This window comes from Microbacterium sp. NPDC007973, assembly GCF_042958465.1.
In the GTDB taxonomy this organism is placed as follows: Bacteria; Actinomycetota; Actinomycetes; order Actinomycetales; family Microbacteriaceae; genus Microbacterium; species Microbacterium galbum.
Genome location: NZ_JBIBJJ010000003.1, coordinates 634,003 through 653,320, shown reverse-complemented (window position 1 = coordinate 653,320; position 19,318 = coordinate 634,003). Strand labels below are relative to the sequence as shown.

Genomic DNA, 19,318 nt, shown 5'->3' with positions numbered 1-19,318 from the left:
GGCCGGGGCGGGAACGCAGCCGAGCCAGCCTGCCCCGAGCCGTTCGGGTCGGGTGCGCGCGACGCTGGCTCGGGCGGTGTCACCCCAGACGCCCGCAGTACCTTCGGTCGGGTGCGTGCGATGCGGGCTCAGACGGTGTCGTCCGACACGCCCCACCGGCGGAGCGCCGCGCGGCTCGCGCGCGCAGCGTCCTCCTCGTCGTCGACCGCGGTGAACACCGGGTCGTCGGAGGCGCGGGGCTGGTGGAGCGGGGTCTCTTCGTCGGTGACGGGGATCTCCGAGGCACCGGGGAGGTCCGACGTCGCCGGCGGCGCGCTGGACTCTGCGCGCGGGATCGGCGTGGATTCGCGTGCCCCGTCGTCCCACCCGTCCAGGTCGAGCGGTGCGGTCGCTTCGGGATCGATGTCGTCGCGCGCCGGCAGCTGGTCGATGTGGATCGCGCCGGTGTCGGCATCCGGTCCGGGGGTGTCGAGGGCCTCGGCGAGCGCTTCGGCGGCTGCCACCCGATCGCGCTCGGCGGAGAGGTACAGCGAGAGGGCCTCGGGATCGTAGGCGTCCGTCTGCATCGAGGTGTCGACGACGGCGGGGGCGACGACGGGCGGAACGGCCTCGACGAGGGCCAGCGCATCGTCGATGTCGCTGCGCGAGTCCGGGACGATGTGGTCGCCGCGCACGCCGTCCGCCAGGGCGTCGAGCAGGGCGACCGCGTCGGCGACGACTTCGCTCTCGCCGGCGTCGTGACCGTGGACGAGCCACCGGGCGAACTCGAGCTCCGCGTACAGGCGGGCACGTTCGCGCAGCAGCGGATCGGGCGAGCGTTCGCCAGCGGCGGCGTACCCGGCGTGCACGTCGTCGGCCGCCAGCGGCGAGGAGGCCAGCCAGCGCAGGTCGACGGCGGGATCGCCGACGCTGAGTCCCGCCCAATCCAGGATGCCCACCACGTGCGGCACATCATGCTCATCGTCCGCGAGCACGATGGAGGAGCTCGTCGCTCCGCCGAGGATCACGGCGGACTCGAAACGCCAGAGGTCGTCGACCTCGAGAGCGCGCCGCCAGCGCATCATGAGATCGTCGCCGACCCGGCCCGTCGCATCGGCACGGTCGAGGAGGCGTCGGACATCGTCGCGCACCTGCTCGGGGGAGCGCACGGGCAGGCCGTCGGTGCGCACGATCGACACGGGGAGGGCGTGCACCGCGGCCAGCGCTCCGCCGATGGCGGGGGCGTACCCCGGGCCCTTCGGCAGGTGCGCGGGGTCGATGCGGTATCCGTCGATGTGATCGACGACGAGGACGCGCTGGATGCCGGAGCCGGCCTCGCCGAGCACTTCGGGCACCGCGAAAGGCAGCAGCGCCCGCACGCCCGCGGTGAGCGCGTGCAGCGCCCGGGTCTCGGCGGCGATGTCGGCCGAGGCCTCTTCGGTCGCCGGCATGCGCACCACGACCTCGCGCCCGTCATCGGTTCGAGCGAGGGCGGAATCGAAGCGTCCACCGCTGTTCTCAGTCAGCACGCTGACGTTGGTGATGGCGGTGCGCGGGAGGGCCGCCGTCGCCGACGCGGCTAAAATGAGGGGCGAGCGTGCCATGCCCCCAGGGTAGGTCGGGCTTTCTCCCGTCTGCCTGCGCCACGCCCTTCTGCGGTGAGGTCGGGCCGTCGATCCGCCCGTCCGCGTCCGCCCGTCAGAGAGGTGTCCGATGCCGCATCCCGCGTCCGCCCCGGCCGATTCCCCGCTTCCGTTGCGCGTCGACCGCTCCGGAGCGGAGCGCGACGATGAGGGGCTCCTCGAGCGCGTTCGAGCCGACACGGCGACCCGGATCCTGGCGGTGCGGCGCGACGCGGCGCCGGTGCGTGCCGGTCGCCTCGCGCTGCTGGAGCGCGGGCATTTGGCAACCGCCGATGTCGAGGTACACGAATGGGCCTTCCTGGGGCGCACCGTCGACGGGGTCGCCCTCCTGCTCGCGGTGCTGCCCGACGACGCCCCCGACGATCTCATCCGGAATGCCGAATGGGCCGCGCTGCGCACCGCCGGGGGCGATCTGCCCGAGTCGGAGGCGGAGCTCCTCACCACCGCCGTCGCTCTGGCGGGCTGGCTGCGCGACGCGCCCTTCTGCCCCGCGTGCGGGGCGCGTACCGACCTCCGGCACGCCGGATGGTCACGGCACTGCCCCTCGTGCGGACGTGAGCACTTCCCCCGCACCGACCCCGCGGTGATCGTATTGGTGCAGTCGGCCGAGTCGGAGGATCGCATCCTGCTCGGCGCGAACGCCGCCTGGGGTGGAGACCGGTACTCCTGCTTCGCCGGGTTCGCCGAAGCGGGGGAGTCGCTCGAAGACGCGGTGCGCCGCGAGGTCGGCGAGGAGTCGGGCGTGCGGCTCGACGACATCTCGTACCGAGGCTCGCAGGCGTGGCCGTACCCGCGTTCGCTGATGCTGGGCTTCCGCGCGCGCGTGGTGGCCGATGACGAAGCACGTGCCGACGGCGAGGAGATCGTCGAGGTGCGCTGGTTCGACCGAGACGAGATCGGCGCCTCCCTCAAGGGCGAGGGATCGGTGCAGCTGCCGGGGCCGGCATCCATCGCCCGCAAGCTGATCGACGACTGGTTCCGGGGCGTCGCATGACGGGGCCTCTCGACGGCCTCGACGAGCACCAGCTCGAGGCGGCGCGCGCCCTCCGGGGTCCGGTCTGCGTGCTCGCGGGTGCCGGAACGGGCAAGACCCGCGTCATCACGCGGCGCATCGCGCACGGGGTCGACACGGGGGCGTATTCGCCGCAGCGGGTGATGGCGGTGACCTTCACCGCGAAGGCGGCGGGGGAGATGCGGGGCCGACTCCGTGCACTCGGGGTGTCGGGGGTGTCGGCGCGCACGTTCCACGCCGCAGCCCTGGCCCAGGTCAACTTCTTCTGGCCGACGCTCGCGGGCGACCAGGCCCCGTCGATCATCGACAACAAGGTGCGGATGCTCGCGCATGCCGCCGACGGGGTGGGGCTGGCCCCCGATACCGCGACGTTGCGCGACGTGGCGGCGGCGATCGAGTGGCGGAAGGTCACCCTGCGCTCGATCGAGCAGTATGCGTCGGATCGACCTGAGGGTGTCGGTCGTCTCGGTGTCGACCAGGTGGTCGCGCTGCAGCGTGCCTACGAGAAACTCAAGGACGAGCGTCGACAGATGGACTTCGAAGACGTCCTGCTGACCTGCGCGGGCATGATCGAGGCGGAGCCGAGGGTCGCGGCGGCGGTGCGCGAGCAGTACCGTCACTTCACCGTCGACGAGTACCAGGACGTCTCGCCCCTGCAGAACCGCCTCCTGGACCTGTGGCTCGGCGACCGGCGCGACCTCTGCGTCGTCGGCGACGCGAGCCAGACGGTGTACTCCTTCACCGGAGCCGACGCGCGATACCTGCTGGAGTTCGAACGCACGCACGACGACGCACGCGTGGTGCGCCTCGAGCGCAACTACCGATCCGCCGCGCCCGTGCTCGCCGTCGCCAACGACCTCATGCGCGGCCGGGCGGGCGCCCTCGAGCTGGTCGCGGCCCGCGCCGACGAGGCTCCGGTGCCGACCGTGCGCGCCTACGACGACGACGAGGCCGAGGCCGCGGCCGTCGCGCGCTCGATCGCCGAGGCTCTGGCCCGCGGCGTCGATCCGCACGACATCGCCGTGCTGTATCGATCGCACGCGCAGTCCGCCGCGGTGCTCTCGGCTCTCGCCGCGGTGGGGATCGCGGCATCCGTGCTCGGAGGACGCAAGTTCTTCGACCTGCCCGAGGTGCGCCAGGCGCTCATGGCGTTGCGGGCTGCCTCGGTCGCTCCGATGCAGACGGGATTCCTCCCGACGGTGCGCGACGTGCTGCGCAGCATCGGCCTCACCGACGACCCGCCGGAGGCGGGCGGCGCCCTGCGCGAGGCATGGGAGGCGCGCGCGGCGCTGCTGCGCCTGGCCGAGGAGGCGCCGGAGGGCACCGACCTGCGCGGTTTCACCGATGATCTGCAGGCACGCGCGCGCGATCAGCACGAGCCGACGACCCGCACGGTCACTCTGGCCACCCTGCATGCCGCGAAGGGTCTCGAATGGGACCACGTCTACCTCGTCGGTGTCAGTGAGGGGCTGCTGCCCATCTCGTATGCCAAGACGTTCGAGGCGGTCGACGAGGAACGTCGTCTCGCCTACGTCGGGGTCACGCGCGCCGCGCGGACGTTGTCAGTGAGCTGGGCTCGCGGCTACGGGCGGATGGAGCGGTCGCCGTCGCGCTTCCTGCGGGAGATCGGCAGTGGCAGTCTGCGCTCGGCCGATGAAGCTCCCAGACCCGCGGGAACGAATCGACGTCGAGGCGCAGCGACCTCGTCGACACCCCGGTCGGGGCGCTGAGCAGAAATCGCGCGGCGCGCCCGGCCTCGGCGGCGAGGGCGACGTCGACGTCGGGTCGGGGGCGTCCGATCAACTGCGGGGCCACGACCGGCCACTGCGGATCGTCGCGACGTCGATCGGCGTCGAGGCAGGCCAGGCAGGCCGTGCGGCCCGGCCGTACCACCGGGCCGATCCGCGCCCGCCCTCCGTCGAGCGTGAGCGGGAGGTGCGTGACGTCGTCGCGCATGTACGTCGCGGCCCGACGCGGGTCGACGCGGTAGGCGCCGAGCATCACGACCACGGTGCCCGGTGGGGCCGTTTCCGCCAGCGGCCCGGCCCACGGGAGCACCCGGCTGCGCGCGGGGAGGGCGGCCAGGACCGCACGGACGGCGCGTGGTGGCAGATCGTCGGCGGTCTGGAGCGCGATCGGGGGATGCCGTCGGCGCGTGCGCAGCGCGGGGCCGAGGGCCGCGAGCAACTCGTCGGCCTCGCTCTCGGGCGCGCCGTGCAGGCGCGCCAGGCTGCGGACGGCCGCGTGCGTCGTGCCCTCGACGAGAGCGCTCACGACGACGTCGACCCACTCTGCGGCGGAGGGGGTGACGGCGAGAGCCGGAGCGCCGAACTGCACGCGGCCGTCATCGCGCCAGAGGGGGACGGCGGAGGGGGAGAGGCGGATCATGGCCCGATCATCGCGCGGTCCTCGTCCCGGGATGCCGTTGTCCACACTCACCCGTGGGTGAGGACGGGGTGGGGAGGAGGCGTCACCGCGCCGGCCGACCCGCGTACGCCGCGACGAACCCGCCCCGCGCCGACGAACCCGACCCACGCCGACGAACCCGACCCACGCCGACCAACCCGCCCCGGCGCCGACCCAGCCCGCGCCGCCCACAGCCACGTGCTCGCGGGCCCCGCGCGACCGCACCCGTCCGCACCCGCACGAACGACCGTGGCGAGGAGCCTCAGCCCTTCGCCACGATCATCGCCGTCACACCGGTCGTTGGTCTCCCGGTGCGGCGTCGTCGTCGGGGTCGGCTCCGGGCGCCGGGCCGTCGGTATCCGTCGATTCACGGCCGTCCGCATCGGCCGAGGTCGTCGGGGAGTCGGCATCCGATCGGCCGCCGCCGGCCTCCTCGGCCAGCAGCTGGGCGAGCGCGTCGTCCATTGCGTCGGCGGGGGCGGCCTCGCCGCGGGAGGCGGCGGTGACACGGGCGATGAGGGCGGCCGGGTCGTCGATGTCGTCGGACGAGGGCATGAGGTCGGGGTAGTCCCACAGCGCGTCGCGGCCCTCGACGCCGACGGCCGCGGTCACGGCGCGCCACATGGCGGCGGCTTCGCGCATGCGCCGGGGCCGCAGCTCCAGGCCCACGAGCGAGCCGAGGGCCTGCTCGGCGGGACCGCCCACCGCGCGGCGGCGCCGCACGGCCTCGGCGATGCGGGCGGCCGAAGGCAGGCGCGAGGTGGCGTCCTCGGTCACGACGTCGACCCATCCCTCGATGGTCGCGAGCAGGTTCTCGAGCCGCGTGAGCGCCGCCGTCTGCTCCTCGGAGCGTTCGGGCAGCAGTGCTCCGCTCTCGAGCGCGCCGCGGAGCTCGTCGGGCTGCGACGGGTCGAAGCGCGTGGCGAGCTCCTCGAGCGCGTCGGTGTCGACGCGGATGCCGTGCGCGAAGTCGCGCACCTGCGAGATGACGTGCAGCCGCAGCCACCGCGCGTGCCGGAAAAGGCGTGCATGGGCGAGTTCGCGCGTGGCGAGGTAGAGGGCGAGCTGATCGTCGGGGATCTCGAGGTCGCGGCCGAAGTCCGCGAAGTTCTGCGGCAGGATCGCCGCGTCGCCGTCGGGCATGAGCGGGATGCCGACGTCTCCGCCGCCCACGACCTCGGTCGACAGGCGTCCGACGACGTGACCCAGCTGCGTGGCGAACAGCGATCCGCCGACGGTGCGCATGAGTCGTCCGGCACCCGCGATCATGTCCTGCATGTCGTCGGGGGCCTGCTGTCCGAGGGCGGCGGTGAGCGCGTCGGCGATGCTCGTGGCCACGGGCTCCGCGAGCTCCTGCCACACCGGCAGGGTTGCGCTCACCCAGGCGCCGCGCGTGACGGCGCGCGGGGGGCGCGGGAGGTCGCTGATCGCCGTCGCCTCGCCCAGCCAGAGACCCGCGAGGGTGAAGGCCTGATCCAGGTCGGTGCGCTGGCCGGTGGTCACCCCGAGACCGTCCTGGTTCGCGATGTGCAGGGCCTGGCGCTCCGCGAGGCTCCAGTCGACGCCCTCCTGCGTGCCGTTGAACGCGCCCTGGAGCTGATTCATCACCTGCTGCAGCATCGCGGGGTCGATCTGCATGCCCGACAGGCGCGAGAGCTGCTCGGGATCGATGCCGCTGGTGTCGCCCGACATGAGGCGACGCATGAGCTCCTGGAACTCTTCTTCGGGGCTCTTGTCGTCGTCTGCCACTTCAGCCGCCTTTCAGCCAGGTCTGGGGGAACGAGATCTACGCTAGTCGCACGTTTCCCCGCAACAGTCGGCCCGGCCCCTCGCCGCTTACGCCGCGCGCGAACGACCCCGACGAAGGACTCCCCACTGTGACGCTGTTCGACGAAAACGCCTCTCCCGCGCCCGCGCCCCGACAGCGCCGGCGACGCGGCTCCGTCGTCGGCGTGTGGTCGCTCGCGGTGGCGTTCGTCATCCTGCTGGTGATGTCGTTGCTGCCCTCGGCTTACGTCATCCAGCAGCCCGGCCCCGTCTTCAACACCCTCGGCACCACGACCACCGCCGACGGCCAGGAGGTCCCGCTCATCTCGGTACCGGAGGAGAAGGACAGCACGACCACCGGCCAGCTCGACCTGCTCACGGTCCAGGTCAGCGGCAACCGCGAGCGCACGCCCTCGTGGCTCGAGCTCGCCGAGGCGTGGTTCGACCGCTCGCGCGCCGTCGTGCCGATCGACCGCATCTTCCCCGCCGGGCAGACCACCGAGCAGCGCAACACCGAGAACGCCGCCCTGATGAGCGATTCGCAGCTGGAGGCCAGCGCCGCGGCGCTCCGCGAGCTCGGCTACGACGTGCCCGGCGAGATCGCCGTCGGAACGGTCGACGACGCCGGAGCCGCCGCCGGAGCGCTGCAGGTGGGCGATGTCATCACCTCGGTGGATGCGGTGGCCGCGGCCAACGTCGACGCGGTCCGCGCCGCGGTGCAGGCCGCGGCCGGAGCGCCGGTCACGGTGGCGTACACCCGCGACGACACCCCGGGTACTGACACCGTGACGCCGAAGCAGACGGAGGTGGACGGTCAGCCGCAGTGGCTGCTCGGCATCGGCCTGCAGGAGTCCTTCGACCTGCCCGTCGACGTGAAGATCCAACTCAACGACGTCGGCGGACCGAGCGCCGGCATGATGTTCGCCCTCGGCATCATCGACAAGATGAGCGACGGAGACCTCACCGGTGGCCAGCACATCGCGGGCACCGGCACGATCGACGCGGACGGCAACGTGGGCCCGATCGGCGGCATCCGCCAGAAGCTGTACGGAGCGCGGGATGCCGGAGCGACGGTGTTCCTCGCCCCGGAGTCGAATTGCAATGAGGTCGTCGGCCACGTGCCCGATGGCATCCGGGTGTTCTCGACCTCGACCCTGGAACAGTCGATGACGGTGCTGCGGACGATCCGCGAGGGCGGCGATCTCGACGCGCTGCCCACGTGTGGTTCGGGAACGTAGCATTCACGGCGAACCCCCGGAAGGCCGCGCCTAGGATGAAGGGGTGACCACGACCTCAGCGCCGAACCAGGCCACGCCCCCGAATCGCTCTCGACGGATCATCTCGATCACCCTGGCGGTGATCGCCGCGCTGGTCGTGGCGTTCTTCGTCTTCGCGAACCTGTACTCCGACTGGCTGTGGTTCTCGCAGCTCGGGTTCACGGGCGTGCTGACCACCCAATGGATCGCGCGGACGGTGATGTTCGTCGTCGGCTTCCTCGCCATGGCGATCCCGGTCTGGGGCGTCATCCAGCTGGCCTACCGCCTCCGCCCCGTCTACGCGCGGCTGAGCTCGCAGCTCGACCGCTACCAGGAGGTCGTCGAGCCGCTGCGCCGCCTGGCGATGTGGGGCATCCCGATCTTCTTCGGCTTCTTCGCCGGCTTCGCCGCCTCGGCGCAGTGGGAGACCACGTGGCTCTGGGCCAACGGCGTCGCCACCTCGACCACCGACCCCCAGTTCGGCCTCGACACCGGCTTCTACCTGTTCGGGATGCCGTTCTACGCCGCCGCCCTCGGATTCGCGTCGGCGGTCGTGCTGGTGTGCCTGCTGCTGACCGGCGTCGTGTCGTACCTCTACGGTTCGGTGCGCATCGGCCAGCGCGAGCTGCGCATCTCGAAGGCGGCACGTATTCAGCTCGCCGTGCTCGCGGGCCTCTACCTGCTCCTGCAGGGCGCGAGCCTGTGGCTCGACCGCTTCCGCCAGCTCGTGGAGCCGTCGGAGCGCATCACCGGTCCCGGGTACGTGGGAGCCAACGCCGTCATCCCCGGTCAGACGATCCTCGCGATCGCGGCGGTCATCGTCGCCCTGGCGTTCTTCGTGACGGCGTTCATCGGACGCTGGCGCTACCCGCTCATCGGAACCGCCCTCCTGGTCGTCTCGGCGATCGTGGTGGGGGCGGCGATCCCGTGGGCCGTGACCACGTTCCAGGTGCGTCCCAACGAGCTCACGCTCGAGAGCCAGTACTACCAGCGCAACCTCGACGGGACGAAGGCCGCCTACGGCATCGACAACGTCGAGAAGGAGAACTTCCAGGCCACCACCGAGGCCGAGGCCGGTCAGCTGCGCAACGACGCCGAGTCCACGGCGCAGCTGCGCATCATGGACCCGGCGATCATCGGCCCCACCGTCCGCCAGCTCGAGCAGTACCGGGCCTACTACCAGTTCACGAACCCCCTCGACGTCGACCGCTACACGATCGACGGCAAGACGCAGGACACCGTGGTGTCGCTGCGCGAGCTGAACATCGGGCAGCTGGGCGACGCCGCGTCGTGGCAGAACACCACCCTCGTCTACACGCACGGCTACGGCATGGTCGCGGCCGCCGGTAACGAGCGAACCGCCGACGGCGACCCGGTGTTCCTCGAGCAGGCGATCCCGGGGACGGGCTTCCTGACCGACCTGAACTACGAGCCGCGCGTGTACTTCGGCGAGAGCTCGCCGCAGTACTCGATCGTGGGAGCGCCCGAGGGCACCGACCCGATCGAACTCGACTACCCCCTCGGCGCCGATGGCGGCACCGAGACCCGCACGACGTTCACCGGCAACGGCGGGCCGAGCGTGGGCAACGTCTTCAACCGCCTCATCTACGCGCTGAAGTTCCAGTCGGAGCAGATCCTCTTCTCCGACAGCGTCAACGCCGACTCGCAGATCCTCTACGACCGCGACCCCAAGGAGCGAGTGCAGAAGGTCGCGCCGTACCTGACGCTCGACAGCGACCCGTACCCCACGGTCGTCGACGGTCGCATCAAGTGGGTCATCGACGGGTACACCACGAGCTCGAACTACCCGTACTCCACGGGTGTCTCGCTCTCGCGGGCCATCGCGGACTCGAACAACCCGGCTCCCACCTACGCGCTGGATGACATCAACTACATCCGCAACTCGGTGAAGGCCACGGTCGACGCGTACGACGGTTCGGTGCAGCTTTACGCATGGGACGACCAAGACCCGCTGCTGCAGGCATGGCAGAACATCTACCCCTCGTCGCTCAAGCCCTGGAGCGACATGTCGGCCGACCTCATGAGCCACGTGCGCTACCCGACCGACCTCATGAAGGTGCAGCGCTCGATGCTCGGCGTCTACCACGTCGACGATGCGACCTCGTTCTACCGCCAGGACAACCGGTGGACCACGCCGAACGACCCGCAGGACCCGGCGACCTTCCAGCCGCCGTACTACCTGACGATGAAGATGCCGAGCCAGGACGAGCCGACGTTCTCGATGTTCACGAGCTTCATCCCGGCATCCCAGGGTGGTCAGGCACGCAACGTGCTGACCGGCTACCTCGCCGTCGACGCCAACGCCGGTGACGTCAAGGGGACCAAGCGCGAGGACTACGGACGATTGCGCATGCTCGTGATCGACTCGACGACGACGGTGCCCGGTCCGGGTCAGGTGCAGAACACCTTCGACTCCGACACGAACGTGTCGTCGCAGATCAACATCCTGCAGCAGGGCCAGTCGCAGGTGCTCCCGGGCAACCTGCTCACCCTCCCCGTCGGCGGCGGTCTGCTGTACGTGCAGCCGGTGTTCGTGCAGTCGTCGGGTGACACCAAGCTCCCGCAGCTGCGGCGCGTGCTGGTCGCCTTCGGCAACAAGATCGCGTTCGAGAACACGCTGAGCGAAGCCCTCGACACGTTGTTCGGCGGCGACTCCGGTGCGAGCACCGGTGACTCGACGGTCACGCCGACGGATCAGAACGCGGGCGACGGGACGACCACCAATCCGACGGTTCCGGCCGGCGACTATGCGGCGGCGCTGCAGGAGGCGCGCGACGCGCTGAGCGCGCGCCAGGCGGCGCTGACGAGCGGTGACCTCGCCGAGTTCGCTACGCAGGACGCCCGCCTGACCGCGGCCGTCCAGCGCTTGCTCGACCTCGAGAGCCAGGGCCAGGGCGGCACGGCGACGCTGTCGCCCACCGCGACGCCGACCCCCGAGGCCACGCCCGCGGGCTGAGCTCGCTCCTCACGACGACGCCGGCGTCCCGCTTCGCGCGGGGCGCCGGCGTTGTCGTTGCCGGTGTCTCCGGTCGCTCGCACACGCTCCCGGGCGCTGCCCAACCCGTCGAGTGTCCAGGACACGCCGCATCCTCGCGCGCCGAGCGGCGTGTCCTGGACACTCGACGTTTCCGCGCGGGCGCGGGGGTGCCGCGGCCTCAGCACTCTGGCGCGAGGGCACGCCGGCGCGCGGGCGCGGGGCGGCTCGCGCCTCGTCTCGTCAGCGCGGGAGGCGCGTCGGTGTGGCGCTTGGAGGGAGCGCGAGTGTCCGAAACACGCCGCATCCACCGGCGGACAGCGGCGTGTCCCGGACACTCGACGGGGTGCCGGGTGCCCCGCCCGACGAGCGCCTCAGGCGCTCAGGAACCACCACCAGATGAGCAGCATGGTCGTGCCGAAGCCGGCGATCTGGTTGAGCCACAGGAAGCGGTTCCACCCGGCGGTGGCGCGGTCGCTCTCGGCATCCGTCACGTTCCGGTACGGCCAGCACACCACCAGGTACGGGATGACCAGGACGGCGGCCAGCGGCCCCGGCCATGCCGTGAAGAGCATCGCCACCCCCGCCAGCGCGTACGCCGTCAGGGCGAAGCGCACGGTCCAGCGGGCTCCGCGGGCGGTGGCGATCGACGAGATGTCGGCCGCGCGGTCGGCCTCGACGTCCTGCACCGCGCCGAAGGCGTGCGACGCGACGCCCCACAGCGCGAAGGCGATGAAGACGAACACGAGCTGCCACGTCCAGACCGCACCGGCGAGCACGAGCCCGTAGACGGCGGGGGAGAAGAAGTGGATGCTGCTGGTCATCGAGTCCAGGAACGGGCGCTCCTTGAGCCGCAGCGGGGGCGCCGAGTAGAACACGACGAAGAAGAGGCTCAGCGCGAGCACGAGCCACGACAGCGGCGACCCGATGATCACGAGGTACACCACGAACGGCAGGCACGACAGGGCCGAGGCCCACAGGGTGATGGGGTGCATGCGCTTGGCCAGCACGGCACCGTGCGTGCCGCCCTTGCGGGGGTTGCGCAGATCGGATTCGTAGTCGAACACGTCGTTGACCCCGTACATCGCGAGGTTGTACGGCACGAGGAAGAACAGGATGCCGACGACCAGCGGCGCATCGATCTGCCGCGTGGTCAGCAGGTAGGCGGCGGCGAAGGGGAAGGCCGTGTTGATCCAGCTGACCGGCCGCGACGACACGAAGAGCTCGCGCGCCACGCGACCGGGGGTGAGGGCGGGCGTGGTCATGCGGAGTCCTTCTGCAGAGGGCGGGGCGTGAGCAGGGTGTACAGCGCCGGGAGCAGGAACGCCGCGCACAGGGGGTACGCGAAGTCCTCGATCGGCGCGAGGCCGAGCCGCAGCCCGCTCAGGTGCTCCTGAGGATACGAGAACAGGTCGACGGCGATCATGAGGTTGTCGAAGACGAGGGTGAGGCCGACCAGCACGAGGGCGGTGACCCCGGAGGATGCCATGCGACGGCGGAATCCCGGCATCCGCACCGTCGAGACGGTCACGATGGCCGTGAGCACCACGAACGGCACGACGATGAGCGGGTAGGTCACGACGACTCCCGCACGCGGGCTCGCGCCCGCGCGCGTCGCTCGAAGACGGCGAACAGGACGACGGTGAGGTAGCTGAGGAAGAGGAGGAAGAACAGCTCCTCCAGGGGCAGGTGGGGAGCGAGCATCACGCCGACGAAGAGCGGACTCTCGCCCTTCACGAAGACGCCCGTGACGATCCCGACCAGATCCCACGCGAGGAAGAACGCCGTCCCGATCAGCACCGCCACGACCGTGCGCACGGGCGCGACCCGGAGGGCGAGCGAGTACTTCCCGTCGATGAGCATCATGCCGACCAGCGAGAAGAGGATCGCACCCAGGTAGATCCCCGGCACCTCAGACCACCGCGCGCGCGGGTTCCGCCAGGGGGCCGGGGGTCTTGTCGCCCGTCATGCGCTTGACCACCAGCTCGGCCGAGATCAGGCACATGGGCAGACCGATGCCGGGCAGCACCGAGGTCCCCGCGTAATAGAGGTTCGAGACCTTTCGCGAGCGGTTCTTCGGGCGGAAGATCGCGCTCTGGTTCAGCGTGTGCGCGAGCCCGAGCGAGTTGCCGTGCCACGCCTTGAGGTCGTGCGCGAAGTCCTCGGGGGCGATGGTCTTGCGCACCACGATCCGCTCGGCGAGGTCGGGGACGCCGGTCCACTCGGCGATCTGGGCGATCACGCGGTCGGCGGCCTGCTCGATCCGCTCGTCTCCGGCCCGGTCGACGCCGCCGCGTCCGCTGACGGGGTCGGCGGGCACGGGCACGAGGATGAACAGGTTCTCGTGACCCTCGGGTGCCACCGAGTCGTCCGATGCACTGGGCCGGCAGATGTAGATCGACGCCGGGTCGGGGATCTTCTTGTCCGCGCCGAAGATGGCGTCGAAGTTCGTGTGCCAGTCGTCGGTGAAGAGCAGGGTGTGGTGCGTGAGCTGCGGCAGCTCGCCCTTCACCCCGAGCAGCAGCAGGAGCGCGCCGGGGCTGGGCACCTTGTCCTTCCACCACTTCTCGGGGTACTGGCGGTCCTTCTCCTCGAGGAGGTCGTTCTCGGTGTGGTGCAGGTCGGCACCCGAGACCACGGCATCCGCCGAGATGACCCGCCCGTCGGCCAGGCGCACGCCGCGAGCGATCCCCGACTCGGTGATGATGGCATCCACCGGAGAGGATGTCTCGATGCGCACGCCGCGCTCGCGGGCGAGCTTCTCGATCGCCCGGATGATCTCGGTCATGCCGCCCTTGGGGTACAGCACGCCGTCGCCCAGGTCGAGGTGGCTCATCAGGTGGTACAGGCTCGGCACCTCGAACGGCGATCCGCCGAGGAACACCGCGGGGTACGCGAGGATCTGCTGCAGGCGCGTGTTCGTGAACGAGTCGGTGATGCGCTTCCACAACGTGCGGGTGAGCAGCGGGATGAGGGTGGGCAGCCGCTTCACGAGCGCCGGGTCGCGCAGCCCCTTGGTCGACGAGTACGGGTCGTAGAGGAACTTCGACGTCGACAGCTCGTAGGCGTCCTTCGCGGAGTCGAGGTACGCCTCGAGGTTGTCGCCCGAGCCGGGCTCGTGCTCCTCGAACAGCGCGCGCACGGCCTCGCGGCCCGAGACGATGTCGATCGGCTCGCCCTTTCCGGGAGGGCCGTAGACGCGGTAGGCGGGGTCGAGGCGCACGAGATCGAGCTGCTCGTCGGCGCTCGTTCCGAGAAGCCGGAAGAAGTGGTCGAACACCTCGGGCATGAGGTACCAGCTCGGACCGGTGTCGAAGCGGAAGCCGTCGCTCTCCCACGACCCGGCGCGGCCGCCGAGCGCATCGCGCGCCTCGAACAACTGGACGTCGTGGCCGCGGTCGGCCAGGAGGGCTGCGGTGCCGAGTCCGGCGATGCCCCCACCGACGACGACGATGCGCTGGGCGCTCATGAGCGTGAACCTTTCGGAGGACGCCCGAGGAGGGCGCGGGCGGCGAGGGTGGCTTTGACACCGTCGGGGACGCGGACGCGGGGTGCGCCGGCGGGAGAGAGGCGGAGGCGGCGCGACAGCTCCGCGAAGAGGTCGTGCGCACAGGTCACGGCCGCGCGGCAGTCCGGCGGAAGGTGCGGGATGACGGATGCCGCGGCGGCGAGGTCGGCGTCGATGCGGTCGAGCACGGCGACCCGGCGCTCGTCGTCGGCCGCGCCGTCGAGGTAGTCGCGGCCGAGACGGTCGGCGTCGTCGGCGAGGTCGCGGAGGAAGTTGACGTCCTGGAACGCCGCCCCGAGTCGCCGGGCTCCGTCGACGAGGTCGGCGGCGGGGCGCGCGGGCGCCGACATCCCGGCGTTCAGGAACACCTGCAGGCACATGAGCCCGACGACCTCGGCCGAGCCGTAGACGTAGGCGTCGTGCGAGAGGTCGTCGTGGGCGGCGGTGTCGAGATCGGTGCGCATCGACGCGAAGAACGGGGCGATGAGGTCGTCGCCGATCCCGCACTCGCGGGCCGTGCGGGCGAAGGCGTGCACGACGAGATTGGCGCTGAAGCCGGTGGCGATGGCCTCCGCCACCTCGGCTTCGAGCCCGTCGAGGACCGCGCGCTCGCGGTCGGGCGAGAGCCCGGCATCGTGCGCGGGTCCGTCGACGATCTCGTCGGCGACGCGCACGAGGGCGTAGATGTTGCGCACGTGCGGTCGCGGGCGGGGGCCGAGCAGCCGCGCGGCGATGCCGAACGAGGTGGAGTAGCGCGAGATGACGGCGGCGGCGACGTCGTCGGCCGTCTGCGAATACAACTCGAGACCCGTGGGGGCGTTGCTCACGGAATGCGCTCCTGCACGGCCTCGACCAGCTCGATCAGCATCCGGCGGCACTCGGTCGGCAGCGTCGACGCCTCCACGATCGCGACCGCCTCGTCCAGCGTCTCGCACACGAGCACCTCGAGCCGCGAACGGGCGCCGGACTTCGCGAGAGCGCTCTGGGCGGCACGCACGGCGACCGGGCCGGTGTGCGCCTGCGCGAGCGCCGCGCTGACCTCGGGCCAATCGGCGCTCTCGCGCGCGAGCGTGATGAGGTGCGTCTTCTTCGCCTCGCGCAGGTCGCAGCCCTCGTCCTTCCCCGATGCCTCGGCCGTGCCGAAGGCGCCGATGAGGTCGTCGACCAGTTGATAGGCGAGTCCGAGCCGCTCGCCGAAGCGCTCGAGCGCCCACTGGGTGGAGCGCTCCGCCCCGGCCATCACGGCCCCGGCCTGCAGGGGCGCCGAGAACGAGTACACGGCCGTCTTGTCGTGCGTGGTGCGCAGGACGGTCTCGGGATCGACGTCGCCCGGCGAGACGGCGTTCTCGACGTCGGCGAGCTCTCCCGCGGCCGAGACGAGCACGGCGTCGTCGACGAGCTGGAGCAGCTCTCCGCGGAGGGATGCCGGGATCTCGGCGACCGCGATCATGCGCCCGGCCTCGTGCAGCAGCAGGTCTCCGGCGAGGATCGCGGCCGCGTCCCCGAGGAGCGCCGCGCCACCGGCATCCGCGCCCTTCTCGAGCCCGCGTCGGCGGAACTCGCCGCCGATGTTGGGCACGCCGCGGCGCTCGACGTCGTGGTCGATGACGTCGTCGTGCACGACGAAGGCCGTGTGCAGCAGCTCGAAGGCTGCGGCGACCTCGTAAAGCGCCGGTCGGCCGATCGGGGGACCGTGCAGGGTCTCGAAGGCCGCGACGACGAGCAGTGGGCGGAAGCGCTTCCCCCCGGAGGCCGCACGACGGATCGAGGATGCCAGGGCGCGCGCGCCGTCGCCGAGCGGAGCCACCCGCCGATCGAGGCGTTCGAGGGCGACGTCGATCGCGGCGTCGATTCCCTGCCGGGCGAGGGGGGTGGAGTCGAGCGCGATCATGACGCGCGCCGGACCACGGGTGGAGACTCGAACAGGTGAAGCTGCTGCGCCTGCAGGACCAACCACGGGCTGAAAGCCCACGGCGTCGCCTCGAGGGATGCCGCGAGGTCGAGCGGGTCGACCCACCGGTACTCGGCGACCTCGTCGGGATTGGGCTGGGGGTCGTCGTCGGTGCGGGCGACGTAGACGGGGCAGATCTCGTGCTCGACGATGCCGCTCGCGTCGACGGCGCGGTACCGGAAGAGGGGGAGGGCGAGCTCGAGGTCGCGGACCGTGAGGCCCACTTCGAATTCCGCACGCCGATGCACGGCCGAGAGCACGGGTTCGGCCGGACCGGGGTGGCCGCAGAACGAGTTCGTCCACACACCCGGCCACGTCTTCTTGTTCAGCGCGCGGCGGGTGACCAGCACCTCGCCCCGGCTGTTCACGACATGGCAGGAGAAGGCGAGGTGCAGTTGCGTATCGGTGCCGTGCACGCTCGCTTTCGGTGCCGTGCCGATCTCGTTGCCGAAGTCGTCCAGGAGGACGACATATTCGGTCTCGCTCATCGTGCCTCCCGTTTGCTAGTTTAGCTAGCGATGTGAGCCCGACTATACCCAGCGCGAAAGGGGGTGTCCACCGTGGACAAGACCGTTTCCACCTCTGCTACGAGGCCGGCGGTGGTCCAGACCCTCCGCGCGGTGCAGACGCTCAGCGACGCGCTCGATCGCATGCACAGCGGGATGAAAGGCGACATGGCGATGAACGCCAGCGACCTGGCGACGCTGCGCATGCTGACCATCCGCGAGACGCGCGGAGAGATGGTGAGTCCCCACGACGTCGCGGCCCATCTGCGCATCTCGACGGCGTCGACGACGAAACTCATCGACCGTCTGGTGGCCTCGGGGCATCTCGAGCGGCTCCCGCACCCTTCGGACGGGCGCGCACGGGTGGTGGTGCTCACCGACAAGTCGCGGCGCGAGTTCTTCCAGCACTTCGGAGCCCATCTCGGCGCGATGCGCGAGATGGCGGCGGGGTTCGACGACGCGCAGCTCGAGACGGTCGTGTCATTCATGGACCAGCTGACCGAGGCGATCTCGACCGACGACTGACGCGCCGCGTTGTCCGCCGTTCGCGGGCCCGGTGGCTTCGACAGGCTCATCCACCTCCGCCGTGCCCTCACCCACCCGCGCCAGAGGGCCCTGAGCCTGTCGAAGGGTCCGGCCCCCGCGTCTCGCGCACCTGGGCCAGAGGACCCTGTGCCTGTCGAAGGGTCCGTGCCCCGCGTCTCAGCTGCGCGAGGGCAGCGGGCCGCGCGCCACCCGCACGCCGACGTCGTCGAACGCGTCGCGCGGCCGCCCGCCGCGCCGCGCCGAGGCGCGCACGAGCGTGGGGGCGTCCGACCATCCACCGCCGCGGAACACCCGCGCATCGCTCTCCCCTTCGGGGTCGTACAGGTCGCTGCACCACTCCCACACGTTGCCGAGGGTGTCGAACAGACCGTGGAGGTTCGGCATCCGGGCTCCGACGTCGACGGGGCCGCTCAGGCCGTCGCCGGCGGTCCACGCGACCTCCCTCACGGGGCCGTAGGCCCGGCCCGTCGAGCCGGCGCGGCACGCGTACTCCCACTCGTCCTCGGTCGGCAGGCGGAAGCCGTCGGCGTCGGCATCCGCGGTCACCACCTCGCCGTCGAAGGAGTAGAGGGGGTCGAGCCCCTCCCATTCGCTGAGGGCGTTGCACAGGCGGATGGCCCGCAGCCAGCTGAGGTGCGTCGCCGGGCGACGCGGATGCCGTGACGGGATGCCGAGGAGCTCGGCGAGCTGCTCCTCGGTCAGGGGGTAGACGCCGATCTCGAACGAGGCGACCTCGATCTCGCGCCGCTCCGCGCCCCGCTGATCGCCGCGCAGCACGCGACCCGCGGGGATGCGCGCCATCTCGACGTCGGTCACGCCAGCTCCACGAGCCACAGGTCGCTGTCGCCCGTGATGAACAGACGCTTCTCGTCGGCGTCGAAGGTGCAGTTGCTCACGACATGGGGCGTGGGGATCATCCCGAGCCGCCGACCCTCCTCGTCGACGATGACCACACCCGCTTCGCTCGAGATCCAGAGCCAGTCGCGGCTGTCGACGACGAGTCCGTCGGGGATGCCGGCGTCCACCGTCGCGAAGGTGCGCGGGGGGCCGAGGGTCTCCCCGTCCCACGCGCAGGCGACGACGCGGGGGAGGGCGGTGGCGTCGGACTCGGCGATGTACAGCGTGCGCTCGTCGCGGCTGAAGGCGAGGCCGTTCGGCTCGTCGAGGTCGATCATGCGCTCGAGGCCCGTCTCGTCGTGCCATCGGTAGACGCTCCGGTGCGAGAGAGCGGGCTCGGCGGGGTAGCCCTCGCGCGGGTCGGAGATGCCGTAGGTGGGGTCGGTGAACCAGATCGCCCCGTCCGAGGCCACGACCAGGTCGTTCGGGGAGTTCAGGGGAGCTCCCTCGTAGGCGTCGACGAGCAGACGGGTGCCCTCGGCGTCGGTGCGACTGATCCCGCGGCGGCCGTGCTCGGCCTGCACGAGGCGTCCGTGCGCATCGAACGCGTTGCCGTTGGCGAAGTCGCTGCGGTCGCGCACCGTGACGATGCGGCCGTCCTCGTACCGAGCGAGCGTGCGCCGCCCGATCACGTCGCTGAAGACGAGCGCGTTCTCGGCCGGCCACCACACCGGCCCCTCGGCCCAGGTCGCGTCGTCGTAGAGCGAGAGCAGGCGGGAGGATGCCGGCAGCACGGCGGCGAGGCGGTCGTCCCACACCCGCGGGGGAGCCACGTCGACGACGCGAGGCTCGCGCGGCGGTTGCAGGACACGTCCGTCGATGGGGATCTGGGGCATGAGTTCAGTCAACCCC

The 19,318-nt window shown here is 71.3% G+C and carries 16 protein-coding genes; 5 read left to right on the top strand and 11 right to left on the bottom strand.

Features of this window, described 5'->3' with window-relative positions; genetic code table 11:
* Positions 1-128 precede the first annotated feature (128 nt).
* Positions 129-1,583, bottom strand: a complete 1,455-nt coding sequence (locus ACFZA2_RS12135; RefSeq protein ID WP_391404969.1) for a phosphotransferase — start codon at positions 1,581-1,583, stop codon at positions 129-131.
* 109 nt (positions 1,584-1,692) lie between these two features.
* On the opposite strand from ACFZA2_RS12135, the gene nudC reads away from it, so the two are divergent.
* Complete coding sequence (gene nudC / locus ACFZA2_RS12130; RefSeq protein ID WP_391404966.1) at positions 1,693-2,616, top strand: NAD(+) diphosphatase; 924 nt, start codon at positions 1,693-1,695, stop codon at positions 2,614-2,616.
* Positions 2,613-4,364, top strand: a complete 1,752-nt coding sequence (locus tag ACFZA2_RS12125; RefSeq protein WP_391404963.1) for an ATP-dependent helicase — start codon at positions 2,613-2,615, stop codon at positions 4,362-4,364. Before nudC ends, ACFZA2_RS12125 begins: the two co-directional genes overlap by 4 nt.
* Before the next feature lie 964 nt (positions 4,365-5,328).
* Here the strand turns inward: ACFZA2_RS12125 and ACFZA2_RS12120 are convergent.
* Positions 5,329-6,744, bottom strand: a complete 1,416-nt coding sequence (locus ACFZA2_RS12120) for a zinc-dependent metalloprotease (RefSeq protein WP_391405310.1) — start codon at positions 6,742-6,744, stop codon at positions 5,329-5,331.
* 173 nt (positions 6,745-6,917) lie between these two features.
* Here ACFZA2_RS12120 and ACFZA2_RS12115 point away from each other — a divergent pair, with 173 nt between their 5' ends.
* Positions 6,918-8,045 (top strand): PDZ domain-containing protein, encoded by a 1,128-nt coding sequence (locus ACFZA2_RS12115; RefSeq protein ID WP_391404960.1) that lies wholly within the window; start codon positions 6,918-6,920, stop codon positions 8,043-8,045.
* Positions 8,046-8,088: 43 nt separating this feature from the next.
* The gene (locus ACFZA2_RS12110) at positions 8,089-11,040 is read left to right on the top strand and encodes a UPF0182 family protein (RefSeq protein WP_363579413.1); all 2,952 of its coding nucleotides are present in this window, start codon (positions 8,089-8,091) and stop codon (positions 11,038-11,040) included.
* A gap of 392 nt (positions 11,041-11,432) precedes the next feature.
* Here ACFZA2_RS12110 and ACFZA2_RS12105 read toward each other — a convergent pair whose 3' ends face one another.
* Genes ACFZA2_RS12105 through idi form a run of 7 tightly spaced genes read right to left on the bottom strand, consistent with a single transcriptional unit; the run spans position 11,433 to position 17,005 of the window.
* The gene (locus ACFZA2_RS12105; protein WP_391404956.1) at positions 11,433-12,323 is read right to left on the bottom strand and encodes a prenyltransferase; all 891 of its coding nucleotides are present in this window, start codon (positions 12,321-12,323) and stop codon (positions 11,433-11,435) included.
* Positions 12,320-12,637: a lycopene cyclase domain-containing protein gene (locus tag ACFZA2_RS12100; protein ID WP_391404953.1), complete on the bottom strand. Its 318-nt coding sequence runs from the start codon at positions 12,635-12,637 to the stop codon at positions 12,320-12,322. The genes ACFZA2_RS12105 and ACFZA2_RS12100 overlap by 4 nt, the downstream gene beginning before the upstream one ends.
* The gene (locus ACFZA2_RS12095; RefSeq protein WP_391404950.1) at positions 12,634-12,969 is read right to left on the bottom strand and encodes a lycopene cyclase domain-containing protein; all 336 of its coding nucleotides are present in this window, start codon (positions 12,967-12,969) and stop codon (positions 12,634-12,636) included. Before ACFZA2_RS12095 ends, ACFZA2_RS12100 begins: the two co-directional genes overlap by 4 nt.
* 1 nt (position 12,970) lies before the next feature.
* Positions 12,971-14,527, bottom strand: coding sequence for a phytoene desaturase family protein (gene crtI / locus ACFZA2_RS12090; RefSeq protein ID WP_391404947.1), 1,557 nt, complete (start codon positions 14,525-14,527; stop codon positions 12,971-12,973).
* Positions 14,524-15,393, bottom strand: a complete 870-nt coding sequence (locus ACFZA2_RS12085) for a phytoene/squalene synthase family protein (protein ID WP_391404944.1) — start codon at positions 15,391-15,393, stop codon at positions 14,524-14,526. The genes crtI and ACFZA2_RS12085 overlap by 4 nt, the downstream gene beginning before the upstream one ends.
* Positions 15,390-16,457, bottom strand: coding sequence for a polyprenyl synthetase family protein (locus tag ACFZA2_RS12080; RefSeq protein WP_391404940.1), 1,068 nt, complete (start codon positions 16,455-16,457; stop codon positions 15,390-15,392). The genes ACFZA2_RS12085 and ACFZA2_RS12080 overlap by 4 nt, the downstream gene beginning before the upstream one ends.
* Complete coding sequence (idi, locus tag ACFZA2_RS12075) at positions 16,454-17,005, bottom strand: isopentenyl-diphosphate Delta-isomerase (RefSeq protein ID WP_391404937.1); 552 nt, start codon at positions 17,003-17,005, stop codon at positions 16,454-16,456. The genes ACFZA2_RS12080 and idi overlap by 4 nt, the downstream gene beginning before the upstream one ends.
* 111 nt (positions 17,006-17,116) lie before the next feature.
* On the opposite strand from idi, the gene ACFZA2_RS12070 reads away from it, so the two are divergent.
* Entirely contained in the window at positions 17,117-17,548 is a 432-nt protein-coding gene (locus ACFZA2_RS12070) for a MarR family winged helix-turn-helix transcriptional regulator (protein ID WP_391404934.1), read from the top strand.
* A 177-nt stretch (positions 17,549-17,725) separates the two neighbouring features.
* On the opposite strand, the gene ACFZA2_RS12065 is transcribed toward ACFZA2_RS12070, so the two are convergent.
* Together ACFZA2_RS12065 and ACFZA2_RS12060 are read right to left on the bottom strand one after the other, a co-directional pair.
* On the bottom strand, positions 17,726-18,385 hold the full coding sequence (locus ACFZA2_RS12065) for a formylglycine-generating enzyme family protein (RefSeq protein ID WP_391404931.1): 660 nt from the start codon (positions 18,383-18,385) through the stop codon (positions 17,726-17,728).
* Positions 18,382-19,302 carry an SMP-30/gluconolactonase/LRE family protein gene (locus ACFZA2_RS12060; RefSeq protein WP_391404928.1) on the bottom strand — a complete coding sequence of 307 codons (921 nt, stop codon included), beginning with the start codon at positions 19,300-19,302 and terminating at the stop codon, positions 18,382-18,384. Before ACFZA2_RS12060 ends, ACFZA2_RS12065 begins: the two co-directional genes overlap by 4 nt.
* Positions 19,303-19,318: the final 16 nt, after the last annotated feature.